The 15,176-nt window shown below is 71.2% G+C and carries 16 protein-coding genes; 10 read left to right on the top strand and 6 right to left on the bottom strand.

Going from position 1 to position 15,176, the window contains the following annotated elements; genetic code table 11:
* On the bottom strand, positions 1 to 1,909 hold a 1,909-nt coding region (locus BMY07_RS34170), incomplete at its 3' end, for an NACHT domain-containing protein (RefSeq protein WP_177215473.1).
* 162 nt (positions 1,910 to 2,071) lie between these two features.
* Here BMY07_RS34170 and BMY07_RS06360 point away from each other — a divergent pair.
* Entirely contained in the window at positions 2,072 to 2,653 is a 582-nt protein-coding gene (locus BMY07_RS06360; protein WP_092775541.1) for a hypothetical protein, read from the top strand.
* On the opposite strand, the gene BMY07_RS06355 is transcribed toward BMY07_RS06360, so the two are convergent.
* The 5 genes from BMY07_RS06355 to BMY07_RS06335 form a co-directional block, all read right to left on the bottom strand.
* Complete coding sequence (locus BMY07_RS06355; protein ID WP_092775540.1) at positions 2,654 to 2,890, bottom strand: hypothetical protein; 237 nt, start codon at positions 2,888 to 2,890, stop codon at positions 2,654 to 2,656.
* Positions 2,887 to 3,141 carry a hypothetical protein gene (locus tag BMY07_RS06350; RefSeq protein WP_092775539.1) on the bottom strand — a complete coding sequence of 85 codons (255 nt, stop codon included), beginning with the start codon at positions 3,139 to 3,141 and terminating at the stop codon, positions 2,887 to 2,889. The genes BMY07_RS06355 and BMY07_RS06350 overlap by 4 nt, the downstream gene beginning before the upstream one ends.
* Complete coding sequence (locus BMY07_RS06345; protein ID WP_092775538.1) at positions 3,138 to 4,184, bottom strand: C40 family peptidase; 1,047 nt, start codon at positions 4,182 to 4,184, stop codon at positions 3,138 to 3,140. Before BMY07_RS06345 ends, BMY07_RS06350 begins: the two co-directional genes overlap by 4 nt.
* A 3-nt stretch (positions 4,185 to 4,187) precedes the next feature.
* Complete coding sequence (locus BMY07_RS06340; RefSeq protein WP_092775537.1) at positions 4,188 to 4,523, bottom strand: hypothetical protein; 336 nt, start codon at positions 4,521 to 4,523, stop codon at positions 4,188 to 4,190.
* 88 nt (positions 4,524 to 4,611) lie between these two features.
* The gene (locus BMY07_RS06335; RefSeq protein ID WP_218150615.1) at positions 4,612 to 6,348 is read right to left on the bottom strand and encodes an AMP-dependent synthetase/ligase; all 1,737 of its coding nucleotides are present in this window, start codon (positions 6,346 to 6,348) and stop codon (positions 4,612 to 4,614) included.
* Between the two features lie 78 nt (positions 6,349 to 6,426).
* On the opposite strand from BMY07_RS06335, the gene BMY07_RS06330 reads away from it, so the two are divergent.
* The 9 genes from BMY07_RS06330 to BMY07_RS06290 all read left to right on the top strand — a co-directional run bounded on the left by BMY07_RS06330 (position 6,427) and on the right by BMY07_RS06290 (position 14,991).
* Positions 6,427 to 6,807: a polyketide cyclase / dehydrase and lipid transport gene (locus BMY07_RS06330; RefSeq protein ID WP_092775535.1), complete on the top strand. Its 381-nt coding sequence runs from the start codon at positions 6,427 to 6,429 to the stop codon at positions 6,805 to 6,807.
* A 10-nt stretch (positions 6,808 to 6,817) separates the two neighbouring features.
* On the top strand, positions 6,818 to 7,606 hold the full coding sequence (locus BMY07_RS06325; protein WP_092775534.1) for a metallophosphoesterase family protein: 789 nt from the start codon (positions 6,818 to 6,820) through the stop codon (positions 7,604 to 7,606).
* Positions 7,607 to 9,147: 1,541 nt separating this feature from the next.
* Complete coding sequence (locus BMY07_RS06320; RefSeq protein WP_092775533.1) at positions 9,148 to 9,585, top strand: SRPBCC family protein; 438 nt, start codon at positions 9,148 to 9,150, stop codon at positions 9,583 to 9,585.
* Complete coding sequence (locus BMY07_RS06315) at positions 9,586 to 10,719, top strand: ArsA family ATPase (protein ID WP_092775532.1); 1,134 nt, start codon at positions 9,586 to 9,588, stop codon at positions 10,717 to 10,719. It begins immediately after the preceding gene.
* Positions 10,720 to 10,747: 28 nt separating this feature from the next.
* Complete coding sequence (locus BMY07_RS06310) at positions 10,748 to 11,110, top strand: hypothetical protein (protein WP_092775531.1); 363 nt, start codon at positions 10,748 to 10,750, stop codon at positions 11,108 to 11,110.
* Positions 11,091 to 11,966, top strand: a complete 876-nt coding sequence (locus BMY07_RS06305; RefSeq protein WP_092775530.1) for an ROK family protein — start codon at positions 11,091 to 11,093, stop codon at positions 11,964 to 11,966. The genes BMY07_RS06310 and BMY07_RS06305 overlap by 20 nt, the downstream gene beginning before the upstream one ends.
* A gap of 305 nt (positions 11,967 to 12,271) precedes the next feature.
* Positions 12,272 to 12,757, top strand: a complete 486-nt coding sequence (locus BMY07_RS06300) for a TspO/MBR family protein (protein WP_092775529.1) — start codon at positions 12,272 to 12,274, stop codon at positions 12,755 to 12,757.
* 39 nt (positions 12,758 to 12,796) lie between these two features.
* Positions 12,797 to 14,164, top strand: coding sequence for an amidase family protein (locus BMY07_RS06295; RefSeq protein WP_092775528.1), 1,368 nt, complete (start codon positions 12,797 to 12,799; stop codon positions 14,162 to 14,164).
* Complete coding sequence (locus BMY07_RS06290; protein WP_143073383.1) at positions 14,161 to 14,991, top strand: aminoglycoside phosphotransferase family protein; 831 nt, start codon at positions 14,161 to 14,163, stop codon at positions 14,989 to 14,991. The genes BMY07_RS06295 and BMY07_RS06290 overlap by 4 nt, the downstream gene beginning before the upstream one ends.
* Positions 14,992 to 15,176: the final 185 nt, after the last annotated feature.

The raw sequence follows: 15,176 nt of genomic DNA, 5'->3' as shown, positions 1-15,176 counted from the left end.
TCTCGGTGTCTTGTGTGAGGGCTGTGGTGAGTGCGGGTATGGCGAGTGTGTCGCCGATGAGGCCGAGTGCGTTGGCGGCTGAGCCCCGGACGTCTGGGGCGGCATCGGTTTCGGCGGCCTTCAGGAGCGCTGGGATGGCCTGTACCGCGCCGATTCGCCCGAGTGCGCTAGCGCAGGCACCTCGGACCGGTGCATCCTGGTCGGTCAGCATCGCTGTCCGCAGATCGTCGATATCGGGTTCCCCGCCGTGGGTCCCCAGCCAGTTCGCGCTCTGACGACGCGCCAGCGGATTCTTCCGCTCTCTCAGCCATGCCCTCCGCAGTGCGGCCAAGGCCTCATCGCGGTCCTGCCTCCGTGGCGTCTGTTCTCTTTTGTTCCGATAGCGGGTCCTGCGCAGTTGCTGGAGCGACTGGGCGTCCAAAGACCCGGTCCACAGTGCGGCGCGGATGTCGTCCGCGAACTGCGAGTCCTTGGCCTCTTCGTCGCGAAGCAGGCCACGCTGCAGCCCGTCGCGCAGCCCGCTGGGCGGCAGACCGGCAAGCGCCGTGGCCAAGCGATCGCGTGTCTGGCGTCCCATGCTGAAGCAAGCGCCGAGCTGTCGCCACAGGAGGCCGCGGACCTGCTCGCCGAGTACGCCTCGGTTGGCCAAGAGGATGTCGACCATCAGTTCGGGCGCCAGTGGCTTGGCCGCCGGTTCGAGCAGGGTCAGGACGGCGCTGTCCGGATCGGGTTGCAGGCCGATCCAGTCGCCGAGGCACTGGTCGAGGTAGGTGGGGTCGAGGACGACCGGTGGTGGGCTGGTCTTCTGCCAGGCGAGGGCCAGGCCGAAGTCCACGAAGGCCGGGTGGATGAGGGTGTACTGGCCCTCCGCCGGGTCGCCGACGAGTTCGACCATCTGGGTGTCGAGGAATGCCGCGACGGCGTGGGTGGCGTCGTCCGGGTTGTCCCACACCCGGGTGAGCAGCGCCGACACGTCCCTGGCCAGGAAGTCCGCGTTTCCCTTGCCCGTGGTGATGGCGGCCAGCGCCGCCGCGCAGAGTGCCGCCTCCATGCCCAGTCCGCGCTCCGCCGCGTCCTTCTCCACCTTGCCGAACCGGCCGTCGCCGTAGGGCCGGATCACCGTCTCCCGCAGCAGGTCCGCGCGGCTGCGCGGGATCTCGCGGTCCTTGACCGACCGGGTGCCGAGCAGCCAGTCGGTCAGCAGCGACAGCATGAACGGGTTGGAGGCGACACCCAGCATGTCGCCCGACCGGATCTCGTCCAGCGCCTCGGTCGCCGCGGCGTCGCGCATCCCCAGGTAGGTCTCGATGTCCTGCTCGGCGAGCGGCTCGATCGCCACCGTCTCGACATCGCGCAGCACGGTCCGGTCCAGGTCGTCGGCGCCGCGGCGGGAGGTCGCCAGCACGGTGAAGTCGTGCGAACCCGCCACCAGTTGCCAGGTGAACTTCCATTCCGGGGTGCCGTCGAACTCGCGTTCCAGTTCGTTCAAGGCGTCCACCAGGAACACGACCCGGTTCTTCTTGACGTGCGCTTTCCACAGCTTCTCGTCGATTCCGGACGGGCGCGATTGCTTGGCGAATTCCTTGACGGTCAGGCCGTGCACGTCGAGCTGCCGGATCGTGCGGTTGTCGACGATGACGCACGGGGTGTGCCGGTCCATGAGCGCGATCGCGTACTGCTGCACGGCCGTGCTCTTGCCGCTACCCGCACCGCCGGTCAGCAGCCAGGTCTTGGGGCTGGGTTCGTGCCTGGTCAGGTGCGAGGGCAGCTGGTCGAGGAGCGCGTCGAAGCGCAGGCGCTCCACGGAGTCGTCCGCGGAATTGTGGAGCCGGAACGTGGGCCGCAAGTAGTGCTTGACGGTCCGGTCCGCGAGCCGGGCACGCATCGCGCTGTACGGCGATTCGCTCATCCGTCTCCCGTGCCCGCTCCACGTCACCCCCGACGAACGTGATCTACGCTACCACGCGCGCAGGTTCGGAGGCCCGGTTTCGCCACCATTGGCGACGCCGTGCCCACGTCGTCACGGTGGCCGATCCCGCCCGAGGACGGGTCGGCCGGAAAGGGGTGAGGTATGGCAGAGGGGGACATCACCGTCGCGAAGCTGTTGACGTTGGAGTACGAGCGCTTGAAAGACGAGCAGAAAACGCGGATCGGTTTCCGCGACAACCTCGTCTACGCCACTCTGGCATCAATGGCCGCGGTGATCGCTGCCGCCTTGAGCGCGCGTGGGCAGGCGAACCTGGTGCTCCTGCTGCCGCCCGTCGCGCTACTGCTCGGCTGGACCTACCTGGTCAACGACGAGAAGATCTCCGCGGCGGGCCGGTACATCCGCACCGAACTCGCCCCCCGCCTGGCCGCCGACCTGCCCCCGGGCACCCCGGTGTTCGCCTGGGAGACCTACCACCGCGGTGACCGCCGCCGCCGTACCCGCAAGGTCCTGCAGCTGGCCGTGGACCTCGGCATCTTCTGCCTGTCCCCGGCCGCGGCCCTGGTCGTGTTCTGGGTCTCGGGGCCGTGGACAGCGGCTTATCTGTCGATCTCGGTGGTCGAGGCCTTGGCCGTCATCGGCCTGGGTGTTCACCTGGTGCTCTATGCCGACTTGACCCGCCATGACGACAAGGGCGACCCGGCGGAGACGTCTGCTGGAGAGTGATCAGTCCAGGAGGTCGGTGTAAGGGGCCAGGACCGTCATTCCTTGGGATAGGGCCGTGGTGGCGGCGGTTCTGGTGAGGGTGTGGATCTCGGCGGCGAGTTGTGTCGCGGTCATATGGCGTTGGGCGGTGCCGAGGGTCAGGGCGATGAGTTTGCCTTCGAGGTTGACCGTCACCTCGATGCCGTGGGGGCCGGTGGCCGACGCGGTGATGGCGTTGAGTTGTTGGGCAATGGTCATTGGACGCGCCAGGTTTGTGGGGTGGGGGGTTCGGTGGCGGGGAGGCCCAGGAGGGTTGGGTCCACGCCGTTGAGGAGGTGGTGGATTCGGTGGTTGGCCTCGGCGGTGGCCTGGTCGACGACCGTGAAAATCAGGGTGGCCAGGTCGGGGCGGCGGAGGGCGGAGGTGGTGATGGACAACGAGGACAGGATGCCGCCGGGGTGGACGGTGGCTTCCACGCCGTGGGCGCGGGCGGTGGCCGTGGTGGTCATGACGGGTGCACGCCTCCGTAGAAAGTGCTGTGGGACAAGGTATGCGTGCGGCGGGCCACTGAGTCGCCCGCGTTGCCCTCGATGAGGGTCACCTTGTCGCCGTTGACTTTCTCGACTATGCCGATGTGGGTGCTGGTGGACGTGTTCTGCGGTCCGGTGCCGAACAGCAGCACGTCACCGGGCCTCGCGCGGCTGAGGTCGCGGTAGGCCAGGCCCTTCTCCTTGCCCCAGGTGAAAACGGCGCCGGTGAAGGGAAGCAGTGGGATGTTCACGCCCGCGCGCCGCCAGACCCAGGTGGCGAACGACGAGCACCACGGGGCGGCCGGACCGTACTTGTTCGTGTTGCCAGGGCCTTCGTGGTACCCGAGCTGACTCGCGGCCACCTGGGTGACTCGATGCGCACCCCCAGCACCACCCGAGCCCCCAGAACCGCGCGTGTCCTCAGAACCCCGCGAGCCCCCAGAACCACCCGACCCGCCGGCACTGCCCGAACCAGCACGCTTGGGCTTCTCGCGCGGTTCATGCAACGCCCGCAACCGATGCGCCGCGTCCGCCAGCGCCACCTTCGTCTCCGCGACCTGCTTCGCCGACTCACCCGTGTACTGCCGCACCAGGTCCGCGACCTCCCCCACCGCGCGCATCAACGCAGGCCGCTGCCCCACGGCCAACCCGGCGTCGAGGACCCGCACCGCCCGCTCGGTGTACTCGTCGAGCAACCGCACCACAGCCCCATGCCCCGAGACCAACGCCTCAGCGGCCCCCGCCGTGATCCCAGCGGCCTTCCCCGCCGCCTCCCCAGTCCCGCGCAACGCCGACCGAGTACGGTCCGCACGCCGCGAGAAGCCGTCCGCGTCCCGCCCGACCCAGTCCGCCAGCAGGGCGTGCGTGTCGTCCCGGTGCTTCACGCGGTGCTCAGCCAGTTCCGTGTGGACGGAAGCAAACGCTTGCTGCGCCCGGGAAGCGTCCTCCGCCTTGCCCGCCAGCCGGTTGCGGTGCTCGACGATCGTGGCCGCGAAGTGCCGCGCTACCTGTCGTGTGTCCATTGGCTACACCAGCCGAGCCGCGTTGTCGCGGTCCTGCCGCCGGTGCTCGGCGCCCGCCCTGGTGACCGCGATCCCCAGCCGCTCCACGTCGTCGGCCGCGTCGCGCACCCGGTCCCGCAGGTCGACCGCGCAGTCGCGCACCGCGTCGGCGAACCCGGACTCCCGCCCGATCCACCCGAACCCGGTCCCGTCGACCTCGGCGAGCCCCCGCCCGCTGCGCCGCACCCCCTCGGCCACCGCGTCGGCTTCCCTGCCGTACCGCGCCAACGCCCCCGGGTCGACGGCGAACCCACCACCCAGCTCACCGCTGATCAGCCCGACCAAGTCATGCTCGTCCATCCCGACCTCCTCGCCCCCAACCCTCGCCGCCGCCGCGCCCGGCCGGAACCACCCGTGCACGGGTGATCACGACGGCTGCACACCCGGGCTAGCTGTAGAGGGTGGTCACCTCGGCCGCGCGGGTCTTCAGGATGGCCTCGCGGCGCAGTTTGAGGCTGGGGGTCACCTCGCCCGCGGACTCGGTGAAGTCGTCGCGGAGCAGGACGAACCGGCGGATGCCCTCGGCGCGCGACACCAGCGCGTTCGCCGCGTCCACGGCCTTGCGGACCTCCGCGCGCAGACCGGGGTCGTCGGTGGACAGGCGGCTCCAGCCGCGGGCGTTGAGCTCGTCGTGGTCGAGGGTGATCAGCGCGGCGATGTAGGGCTGCCGGTCGCCGACCACCAGGCACTGGCTCACCAGCGGGTGGCGGCGGACCGCGTCCTCCAGCACACCGGGGGCGACGTTCTTGCCGCCCGCGGTCACGATGATCTCCTTCTTGCGGCCGGTGATCCGCAGGAACCCGTCGTCGTCGATGGCCCCGAGGTCGCCGGTGTGCAGCCAGCCGTCGACCAGCGCGTCGGAGGTGGCCGCCGGGTTGTTCCAGTACCCCGGCGAGACCATGTCCCCGCGCAGCACGACCTCGCCGTCGTCGAGCACCCGCGCGGTGGCACCGGCGACCGGCCGCCCGACCGTCCCGACCCTGGTCGCGGCCTCGGTGTTGACGCAGATCGCGGCCGCCGTCTCGGTCAGCCCGTACCCCTCGTACACCGGGATCCCGGCGCCGCGGAAGAAGTGCGCCAGGTGCTCGCCCAGCGGCGCCCCGCCGGAGATCGCCGCCCGGCACCGGCCGCCGAGCGCCGCGCGGATCCTGGCGAGCACCAGCCGGTCGGCGACGACGTGCTTGGCCAGCAGCAGCAGCGACCCCGGGGCCCGGCTGTACTCGACGGCGACCCGCTCGGCCACGTCGAACACCTGCCCCAGCCCGTTGGCCGCCGCGCGCTGCCTGGCCGTGGCGTGCAGCTTCTCGAACACCCGCGGCACCGCGACCACGAACGTCGGCCGGAACGAGCGCAGGTCGTCGGTGAGGGTCTTGACGTCCGGCAGGTGCCCCAGCGTCGTGCGGCCGAGCACGCAGGCCAGCGCGATCGTGCGGGCGAACACGTGCGCCAGCGGCAGGAAGACCAGCATCGAGTTGCCCGGCCGCAGCAGCGTGGGGAACGCGGCGAGGTCGGCGCGGGCCTGGGCCAGCAGGTTGCGGTGGGTCAGCACCACGCCCTTGGGGCGGCCGGTGGTGCCGGAGGTGTAGACGAGGGTGGCGACGTCCGCGGCCAGGGGCGCGCGCACCGCGTCGTCGGCCAGGCCCGCGCCGAGACCGGTGAGCTCGTCGACCGCGGAGCCGTCGAGCTGCCAGATCCAGTCGACCTCGGGCAGCCGGTCGACGACCCCCTCGACCACCGCCCGGTGCGCCGCCGTCTCCACGACCACCGCCCTGGCGCCGGAGTCGGCGAGGATCCACGTCACCTGCTCGACCGAGGACGTCTCGTACACCGGGACGGTCACGCAGCCCGCCGCCCAGATCGCGAAGTCGAGCAGCGTCCACTCGTAGCGCGTCCGCGACACCAGCGCGACCCGGTCACCGGGCGCCAGACCGGCCGCGACCAGGCCTTTCGCGACGGCGAGGACGTGCGCGGCGAAGTCGGCCGCGGTCACGTCGACCCAGGCGCCGTCCAGCCGCCTGCGCACGGCGACCGCGTCCGGGAAGCGGTCCGCGTTCGACCAGACCATGTCGGTGAGGTTCTCCGCGTCGGTCACCGCGGCCGTCCTCGGCACCCCGTACTCCCGCACACCGACCTCCTGGCTCGCCGCGCTGGACCGTAGCGGGTGGTGGGTCGCCCGCCACGACCACCGTGGCATGCTGCGCTGGTGCCGCAAGTCGACGTGGTGGACGAGACGTTCCTCGCCGTGCCGCCGCCCGCGGTGGCCGCGGTGTTCGCCGACCGCGCCGCGTGGCCCCGGTTCTGGCCCGACCTGCGCCTGGACGTATACGCCGACCGGGGCGCGGAGGGGCTGCGCTGGACCGTGCGCGGGGCGCTGGTGGGCACCATGGAGGTCTGGCTGGAGGCCGTGCTCGACGGCACCCTCGTGCACTACTTCCTGCGCGCCGACACCCCCGGCCCGCTCACCCCGCGCCGCCTCGCCGCCGAGCGCACCCGCCGCCAACTCGCCGCCAAGCGGGTGGCGTTGGGCCTGAAGTCGGCCCTGGAGGCAGGGCGGGCCCCCGGAGTGGCCCCCGACCCCGCGTAACCTGATCGCCGTGCGGGTCCATGTGGTGTCCGATGTGCACGGCAACGCCGAGGCGCTGGCGCGAGCGGGCGAGGGAGCCGACGCCCTGCTCGTCCTCGGCGACCTCATCGACTTCGTCGACTACCACGACCACTCCGGCGGCATCATGGGCCGCGTCTTCGGCCCGGACCGGGTATCCGTCTTCGCCCAACTCCGCCGCGAACGCAAACACGACGCCGCCGCGGGCTACGCCCGAAGCCTCTGGGAAGGCCTGACCGACGCCGCCGCGGTTGTCGAGGAGGCGGTGCGCAGCCAGTACAAGGAACTCTTCGCGGCCATGACGGCGCCTACGTTTGCCACGCCCGGCAATGTCGACCAGCCTGCTTTGTGGCCTGAGTTCGTTGGGGACGGGGTGCGGGTGCTCGATGGGGAGAGCGTGGATATCGGGGGGCTGCGGTTCGGGTTTGTGGGGGGTGCGTTGTTACCGCCGGGGGTCGTGCCTCGGCGGGGGTCTGTGTTTCGGCCTTATTTGCGTACTACCGCAGATTTTGACGCGGGGGTGGCGGCACTGGGGGCCGTTGATGTTTTGTGCAGCCATGCGCCGCCTGATGTGCCTGAGCTGACTTATGACGTGCTGGCACGGCGGGCGGAGATCGGGTCTGGGGCGTTGTTGCGGGCTATTGTGGAGCATCGGCCTCGGTGGGCGGTTTTTGGGCATGTGCACCAGCCGTTGGCGGCGCGGGTGCGGGTGGGGTGGACTGAGTGTGCCAATGTGGGGCACTTTCAGCGGACTGGGCGGGCTTATGTGTTGCGGTGGTGAGGTTGTCCACGGGGTGGTGGCTCGCTCCGGCTGGGTTGTCGAGGCTGCTTGGTAGGCGACGAGTTATTCGGAGCGCGCATAAAAGTAGAGTCCGGTCACTGCTGTGATGGTGGCGGCGAAGGTGTTCGGGGTCGCCGGTAGTCGGATTGGGGCTAAGGATCCCCCGTTTCGGCATAGGCCTTGTCGCCCATCCACTGGGACGCATCCCTGTCGAGGGCACCCGAGTCGGTCAGGCAACGAGTGTCATGTCGGTTACCCGGTAACGGGTCTGACACCGTGCGGTGCTTGCCCGAGTATGTACAAAGTCGACCGGGGATCCGACTCGTCGATGGTGGGCACGCACTCAGCCAATGACCTGGCCGGCACCGGTTTCATCGCGGTGATCGGCCGATTGGGACACTCCGAGAATCTCAGCCAACTCCACCTGAATCCGGTCCCTGCGCAGATGCGCCACCGCCGAGGTGAACAACCCTGGACTCGGCGGCCATCGCAGATCGGCATGCAATGTCTCTGGTGAATTGCCGCGCGAAGAGGCGGGTCACCTGGTCCTGGCGCAGGCCGGTGGCATGAAACAAGTCGGTGGTCCGTTTGTGTGAGAGTTTTGGCGTGGTAACCGAATTCTCTCAAGCGGGCCGCCGACTCCATGGTCAAGGATCACGCAAGGCTCGGATGAATCCCCTGAATAGCTCTCTGTGTATAGGGGCTGCTTTGGCGGGTTTGATCTTGAGTTGAGGGACTGGCGGCTCTCGTGCTCGCCTGCGGCGTCGACGGGTAGACCTCGCCTGCGGCATTGGCCCGGGCGCGAGTTTCGAGCTTTGCTCGATGGGGCGAACTTGTTTTGCGTGGGGCCCCTACGGCACCCGGGCAGAACCGCAAAGCAGGGGCCGAAAAGCAGGCCCTGCCGCGTGGGCGACGCTACGGGTGCCGTTCCCCCGCACAAAACAAGTCCGCCCCATCGAGCCGGCTTGGCACCAGCGGATCCGAGGAGCGCTTGTCGGCCAACGTCGTAGAGGGGCGCGTGGTTGGCCAACGCCTAAGAGGGGCGCGTGTGGGGCAATGCTGTTTAGGGGCGTGTTGGGGCCAACGTCTGTGAGGGCCGGGTGGCGGGCCAACGTTGCGGAGTCTTGGCCGGCTTGGAACCGGTGGCTTCGAGTCGGCGATTGTTCGTGCTGGGTGGAGGCGGGCGCTGTCCTGTTTGAGTTCCATGGCTCCAGGGGGCGTCGGCCAGTGGATCCGTTGACCAGAGGGTCTACCTGGCTGGTGTTCGCCACGGGCACTTGTCCACATCCCCTTCAACCATTCACAGCCGCCTGTCGAGGGCTATTGACAAGTCGGCGGTGGCGATAGGTTCAGAGATGGGGCCCCGGGCCCGGGAGGGAGGGTCCCCGGGGCGGAGTTGATCTTGAGGGGCCGGTGGGGCTGAGCCTGGGGGAGTGGGGGGAGGGCGCCGGTGGTGGGGGTGTTCGTTGGGGTGAGGGGAAGGGTGGGGCTGCGGTGCGTTGGGGTAGGGCCGGGGTGGGGTACCGGGTAGCCTGCCGGGCATGGCCGATGAGTCCACGCAGTCGATTGTTGTCGAGGCGCCGCCGGAGAGGGTTATGGCGGTGATCGCGGACTTTCCGGCGTACCCGGAGTGGGCGAAGGCGTTCACCACGGCCGAGGTCGTGGCCGCGGGCGCTGATGGGCGGGCCGAGCAGGTCGCGTTCACGTTGGAGTCCGGGCCGTTCAAGGACACCTACACGTTGGCCTACCAGTGGTCCGCTGACGGGCTGGTGGTGGACTGGTCGCTGGTGAAGGGGCAGATGCAGCGGTCGCAGAAGGGGCGGTACGCGCTGACCCCGGACGGGGGGCGGACCACGGTCACCTACACCCTGTCCGTGCAGCTCGCGGTCCCGATGATCGGCCTGTTCCGGCGCAAGGCGGAGAAGATGATCATGGATACCGCGCTCAAGGAGCTCAAGCGCCGCGTCGAGCAGGGCTGAGTGCGGGTACTGCTGTTCACCGGGAAGGGCGGGGTCGGCAAGACCACCCTCGCCGCGGCCACCGCCGCCCTGCTCGCCGGGCGCGGGCAGCGGACGCTGGTGGTCTCCACCGACCCGGCGCATTCCCTCGCCGACGCGCTGGCCGTGCCGCTCGGGCCGCGACCCTCCCCAGTGGACACCGCGCTGCACGCCGCGCACATCGACGCCAGGACCCTGGTCGACCACTCGTGGCCCGCGTTGCGCGAGCACCTCGGCCGGTTCGCCGCCGGGCTGGGACTGGCCGCGTTGGACGCCGAGGAACTGACCGTCCTCCCCGGAGTCGACGAGATGCTCGCCCTCACCGAGGTGGCACGGCTCGCGCGCACCGGTGAGTGGGACGTGGTGGTCGTCGACTGCGGACCCACCGCGGAAACCCTGCGGCTGCTCGCCCTGCCCGAGGCCATCGCGGCCTACCTGGACCGCGCCCGCGTCCGCCTGGTCGCCGATCTGCGCGCTGTCGCCGCCATGGCCGCGGACCTCGCCGCGCACCTGGCCGACCTGCGGTCCCTGCTCACCGACCCCGCCACGACCGGCGTCCGGCTCGTGTTCACCCCGGAACGCCTGGTGGCCGCCGAGACCCGTCGCACCCTGGCCGCCCTCGCACTGCGCGACATCCACGTCGACGCCCTGATCGCGAACCGGCTCGTGCCGCGCGCCCGCCGGTGGCAGGGGCCCGCCGCGGCGTGGCTGCGGGCGCGCCGGTCCGAACAGGACGCTGTGCTGTCCGATCTGGACACGGGCTCGGTCCCGCTGCACCTGGTGGAACACCTGGCCCACGAACCCGTCGGCACCACCGCCCTGCTGGACCTCGCCACCCACCTCTACGGCGACAAAGACCCACTCACCATCCGCCCGCCCGGCCCACCGCTGCTGTCGATCACCCCCGATGGCCCGGACCACCTCCTCCGCCTCACCCTGCCCCTGCCGGAAACCGCCACCCTCGACCTGGCCCGCATCGGCGACGACCTGGCCATCACCATCGACGGCGTCCGCAGGCTGATAGCCCTCCCCGCCCTCCTCCACCCCCACACCATCACCGTCGCCGAATCCGACCCCACCGGCCTCCTCGTCCGCTTCGCCCCGGAGCACCCATGACCGCGTTGCACACTGGCTTGGTACTCCGATGAGCGAGCAGGAGCCCGGGACGCGGTTGGCGGAGGAGATTGCCTTGCTCCTTTCCCTTGCGGCGGAGCGGGTGGGGCCGTGGCTGGATCGGGTGGCGGGGGAGAGCAGCACTTCGCCGTGTGAGGCTTGTCCGGTATGCGCGGTGATCGCGTTGGTGCGGGGCGAGCCGAATGAGTTGGCGGCCAAGGGGGTTGAGCGGGTGGCCGATGTGGTGGCGTTGTTGCGGGCCGTGTTGGCGGATCGGTGGGAGCCGGGGGAGCCGCACATGCCGGGGTTCCGGCCGGAGCCGCCGACCAGCGGGCGGGTGCAGCGGATTCCGGTTCGTCGGGCGGGAGCAGACGGTGACGACGATCGGGGTTGATGTCGGCGGGACCAGCGTTCGCGCGGCAGCGGTGGACGAAGCGGGCACGGTGTTGGCCACGGCGCGCGGGTCCAGCCGGAAAGACGTGGACGACGAGATCTGCCGGGTGGTCGAGGAACTCCGGGCCGAGCACGCGGTGACCGCCGTGGGGCTCGCGGTCGCCGGGTTCGTCGCGTCCGACCGCAGGACCGTCATGTTCGCGCCGCACCTGCCGTGGCGGGGCATCGCGGTGGCCGATCGGCTGTCGGAGCGGATCGGGCTGCCGGTCGTCCTGGAGCACGACGCGAACGCCGCCGCGGTGGCCGAGCACCGGTTCGGCGGCCTGCGCGACGCCCGGGTCGGTCTCCTCATCGCGCTCGGGACCGGCATCGGCGCGGCCCTGCTGATCGACGGCGTGGTCTACCGGGGCGCGTTCGGCGTCGCCCCGGAACTCGGCCACCTGCGGCTGGTCCCCGATGGCCGGGAGTGTCCGTGCGGCAAGCGGGGGTGCTGGGAGCGGTACTGCTCGGGCACCGCCCTGGCCGCCACCGCGCGGGACATGGGCGCCGCCGAGTCGACCGGCCGCGAGGTCGCGCGGGCCGCCCGCGCCGGTGACCCGCTCGCCCTGGCCGCCGTGCACGAGATGGCCCACTGGCTCGGCGACGGACTCGCGCTGGTCGCCGACGTCTACGACCCGGAAGTGGTGGTCATCGGCGGCGGCGTCTCCGGGTCGGCCGACCTGTTCCTGGACAGGGCGGTCGACCGGTACCGCGAGGTGATGACCGGCGCCGGGCATCGGCCGGTGGCGCGAGTGGTGCGCGCGCAACGCGGGGACGAGGCGGGCATGGTCGGTGCGGCAGCACTGGCGGCAGGCTGACCGGGCGGGTTGGTCGGGCGGGTGGGCTGCGCGGATGGGCTGTGCAGGCGGGTTGGTCGGTGGGTTGGTCGGGCTGGCTGAGCAGTCGGGTCGGCCGACCTGTTCCTGGACAGGGCGGTCGACCGGTACCGCGAGGTGATGACCGGCGCCGGGCATCAGCCGGTGGCGCGAGTGGTGCGCGCGCAACGCGGGGACGAGGCGGGCATGGTCGGCGCGGCGGTACTGGCGGCCGGCTGACCAGCACAGATGTTCAGCAGGCTTAGTTTCGAGTTGTGAGGCCGCCCGAGCTGGGGTGGACTGGTGCCATGGTCACCCGTTCGAAGGACTGGCTCGCCCTCGTCGGCTTCCTCGTGCTGAGCTACGGGGTCGCCGCGCTCGGCTCGCTCGCCACGCTGGACAACGTCCGCGGCTGGTACGCGACCGCCGACAAACCCTGGTTCACCCCGCCGAACTGGCTGTTCGGTCCGGTGTGGACGGTCCTCTACGGCCTGATCGCCGTCGCGGGCTGGCTGGTCTGGCGCCGCCGCGACCGCGAACCGCGCCAGGTCAGGGCCGCCCTGGTCGTCTGGGGTGTGCAGCTCGCGCTCAACCTCGCCTGGACCCCGGCGTTCTTCGCGCTCCACTGGCTGTGGCCCGCGTTCGCGGTGATCCTGCTGCTCGACCTCGCCGTGGTCGCCACCATCGTGCGGTTTCGCCAGGTCCGACCGCTCGCCGCGTGGCTGCTGGTGCCCTACCTGGCCTGGATCCTGTTCGCCTCGGCGCTCAACGCCGGTGTCGCCGCGCTGAACTGAAGAGCTGAAACTCCGCTCGCGCCCGTCTAAGGTGCGGCCATGGACGAACTGCTCTGGGCCGGGGCCGACGCCCAGGTACGGGCGTTGCGCGACGGCTGGACCACCGCGCCCGAGCTGCTGGAGTCGGTGTTGCGGCGGGCGGACGACCTTGCCGGGACGCTCAACATCTTCCGCACCGTCTATGCCGAGTGCGCACGGGAGGAGGCCAAGGCCGCCCAGCGCCGCATCGATGCTGGTGAGCGGCTTCCATTGCTCGGCGTGCCGGTCGCGGTCAAGGACGACCTCGACGTCGCGGGCGACTTCACCGCGCAGGGCGGGCGACCCCAGTTCCCGGTGGCCGAAAAGGACAGTGCGGCCGTCGCACTGTTGCGCGCGGCGGGTGCCGTGATCGTCGGTCACACCCGCACGCCGGAACGGTGCCTGTGGCCGTTCACCGAGTCCAAGACCGCGGGCGCCACCCGCAACCCGTGGCACCCGGCGCACACCCCCGGCGGCTCCTCCGGCGGTTCGGCCGCCGCGATCGCCGCGGGCATCGTCGGCGCCGCCACCGGTTCGGACGGCGGCGGGTCCATCCGCATCCCGGCCGCCGCGTGCGGCGTGTTCGCCCTCAAGACCAGCCGCGGCCTCGTCTCCACCGAACCGCGCCCGGCCGAGGGCTGGCAGGGCCTGTCCACGATCGGGCCGATGGGCCGCAGGGTCGCCGACGTCGGCCTGGTGCTCGACGCGCTCGCCGACACCCGCGGCTACCGCGCCGCCGTCGACACCGTCCCCGAGCCCACCCGGGTCGCGCTGTCGTGGCGCACCCCGCTCGGCGTTCCCAGCCTCGCCCCCGCCTGGCGCCGCGCCGTGCTCGACGCGGCCGACACGCTGCGCTCCCTCGGCCACCGCGTCGTCGAGGCCGACCCGCCGCTGGGCGCGCGGCCGACGCCCCAGTTCGTCATCCGCTACCTGCGCGGCGTCGCCGAGGACGTCGCCCGGCTGCCGCACCCGCAGTGGCTGGAGGCGCGGACCAGGCACATCGCCGCGGTCGGCAGCCGCGTGCCGGACCGGGTGCTGCGCTGGGCGAGGGCCGCCGAGGCCGACCTGCACGCCAGGATGGCCGGGTTCCTCACCCACCACGACGTGATCTTGCAGCCGTCGTGGACCCGCACACCGCCGGAGGTCGGGCTCTTCCGGAGCAGCAGCCTGATCACCACCTGGCTCGGGGTCACCGCCCGCATCCCGTACTTCCCGACCTGGAACGTCCTCGGGTACCCGGTCGCCGCGCTGCCGGTCGGGCACGACGGCCGCGGCCTGCCGGTCGGCGTCCAGCTGATCGCGCCGCCCGGGTCGGAGAAGCTGCTGCTGTCGCTGTCCGCGCAGTTCGAGGGCGTCCGGCCGTGGGCGCACCGGCGACCCGCGTTGTGAGCACCGTCGAGCAGCGGATGCGCCGCCGCCACGGCGACTCCGTGCTGCCCTGGCTCGCCGGCCTGCCCGGCCTGCTCGACCGGCTGGCGGCCGACTGGGGTCTCACGCTGGGCGAGCGGTTCGCCGACGGCAACTCCGGGGTGGCGCTGCGCGTCAGCCGGGACGGGACGCCGCTGGTGCTGAAGGTCTCGCCGGACGCCGAGGTGCTGGGTACCCAGGTGCGGCTGATGCGGCTGTACGGCCGGACCGCGCCCACGATCCACGCCGAGGCCGAGGGCGCGGTCCTGATGGAGCACGTCGACGGCGTCGCCCGCTGGCCGGAGCCGGACCGCTTCGCCGCACTCTTGCGTAACCTGCACGCCGTGCCCGACCCGGCCAGGCACGCCCGCGCGGATCTAGCGACCGGCGTGGCCAACTTCTTCCCCCGCTTCACCCCGACCGGCCCGGTGACCGCAGACCTCTTGCACCGCGCCCGCGCTCTTACCGACGAACTCGTCGCCACCCAAGGTGTCCCGGTACTGCTGCACGGCGATCTGCACCGCGACAACCTGCTCGACGCCGGACCGCGGGGCGTGGTGGCGATCGACCCGGCGGGCACACTGGGCGAGGCCGAATTCGACGCGGTGGATTACGTTCTCGGTCAATCGGACGTCCGCGTGCGATTAGCGGACCTGGTTTCCGTGACCTCGCTCTCCTCCGCGCGCCTGGAACGCTGGTGCCTGGCGCTGGCCCCCTTGATCGCAATTGGCCTGCTGCGCCGGGGTGAGCCAATAGACCACCTGACCGGATTTCTGGATGATCTTGGGAACGCCAGAGGTGGTCACTGAGTGTCATGCCTCGCGGGCGTTCTGGCTGGTCGCGGTCGCGGGTCGTCACCACCGTGGGGTGACGGGCGCCAGGGGGCGGATGGGGTTGCGCCGCGCCGGACCGGGGTGCAATTCGGCCGGGCCGGGGTGTTACGCATTTCCGCCGGGGAGAAGGGCCGGTGAAATATTTCGTCCCGCCGCCCAAC

The organism is Actinokineospora terrae (genome assembly GCF_900111175.1).
GTDB classification, from domain to species: domain Bacteria; phylum Actinomycetota; class Actinomycetes; order Mycobacteriales; family Pseudonocardiaceae; genus Actinokineospora; species Actinokineospora terrae.
This window is presented reverse-complemented; position numbering and strand designations above follow the sequence as displayed.

Excerpts from the sequence above, each read along its gene's own strand:
- BMY07_RS06360 (WP_092775541.1), top strand. The coding sequence starts at position 2,072 with ATGGCAGAGGGGGACATCACCGTCGCGAAGCTGTTGACGTTGGAGTAC.
- BMY07_RS06355 (WP_092775540.1), bottom strand. The coding sequence starts at position 2,890 with ATGACCATTGCCCAACAACTCAACGCCATCACCGCGTCGGCCACCGGC.
- BMY07_RS06350 (WP_092775539.1), bottom strand. The coding sequence starts at position 3,141 with ATGACCACCACGGCCACCGCCCGCGCCCACGGCGTGGAAGCCACCGTC.
- BMY07_RS06345 (WP_092775538.1), bottom strand. The coding sequence starts at position 4,184 with ATGGACACACGACAGGTAGCGCGGCACTTCGCGGCCACGATCGTCGAG.
- BMY07_RS06340 (WP_092775537.1), bottom strand. The coding sequence starts at position 4,523 with ATGGACGAGCATGACTTGGTCGGGCTGATCAGCGGTGAGCTGGGTGGT.
- BMY07_RS06320 (WP_092775533.1), top strand. The coding sequence starts at position 9,148 with ATGGCCGATGAGTCCACGCAGTCGATTGTTGTCGAGGCGCCGCCGGAG.
- BMY07_RS06310 (WP_092775531.1), top strand. The coding sequence starts at position 10,748 with ATGAGCGAGCAGGAGCCCGGGACGCGGTTGGCGGAGGAGATTGCCTTG.
- BMY07_RS06300 (WP_092775529.1), top strand. The coding sequence starts at position 12,272 with ATGGTCACCCGTTCGAAGGACTGGCTCGCCCTCGTCGGCTTCCTCGTG.
- BMY07_RS06295 (WP_092775528.1), top strand. The coding sequence starts at position 12,797 with ATGGACGAACTGCTCTGGGCCGGGGCCGACGCCCAGGTACGGGCGTTG.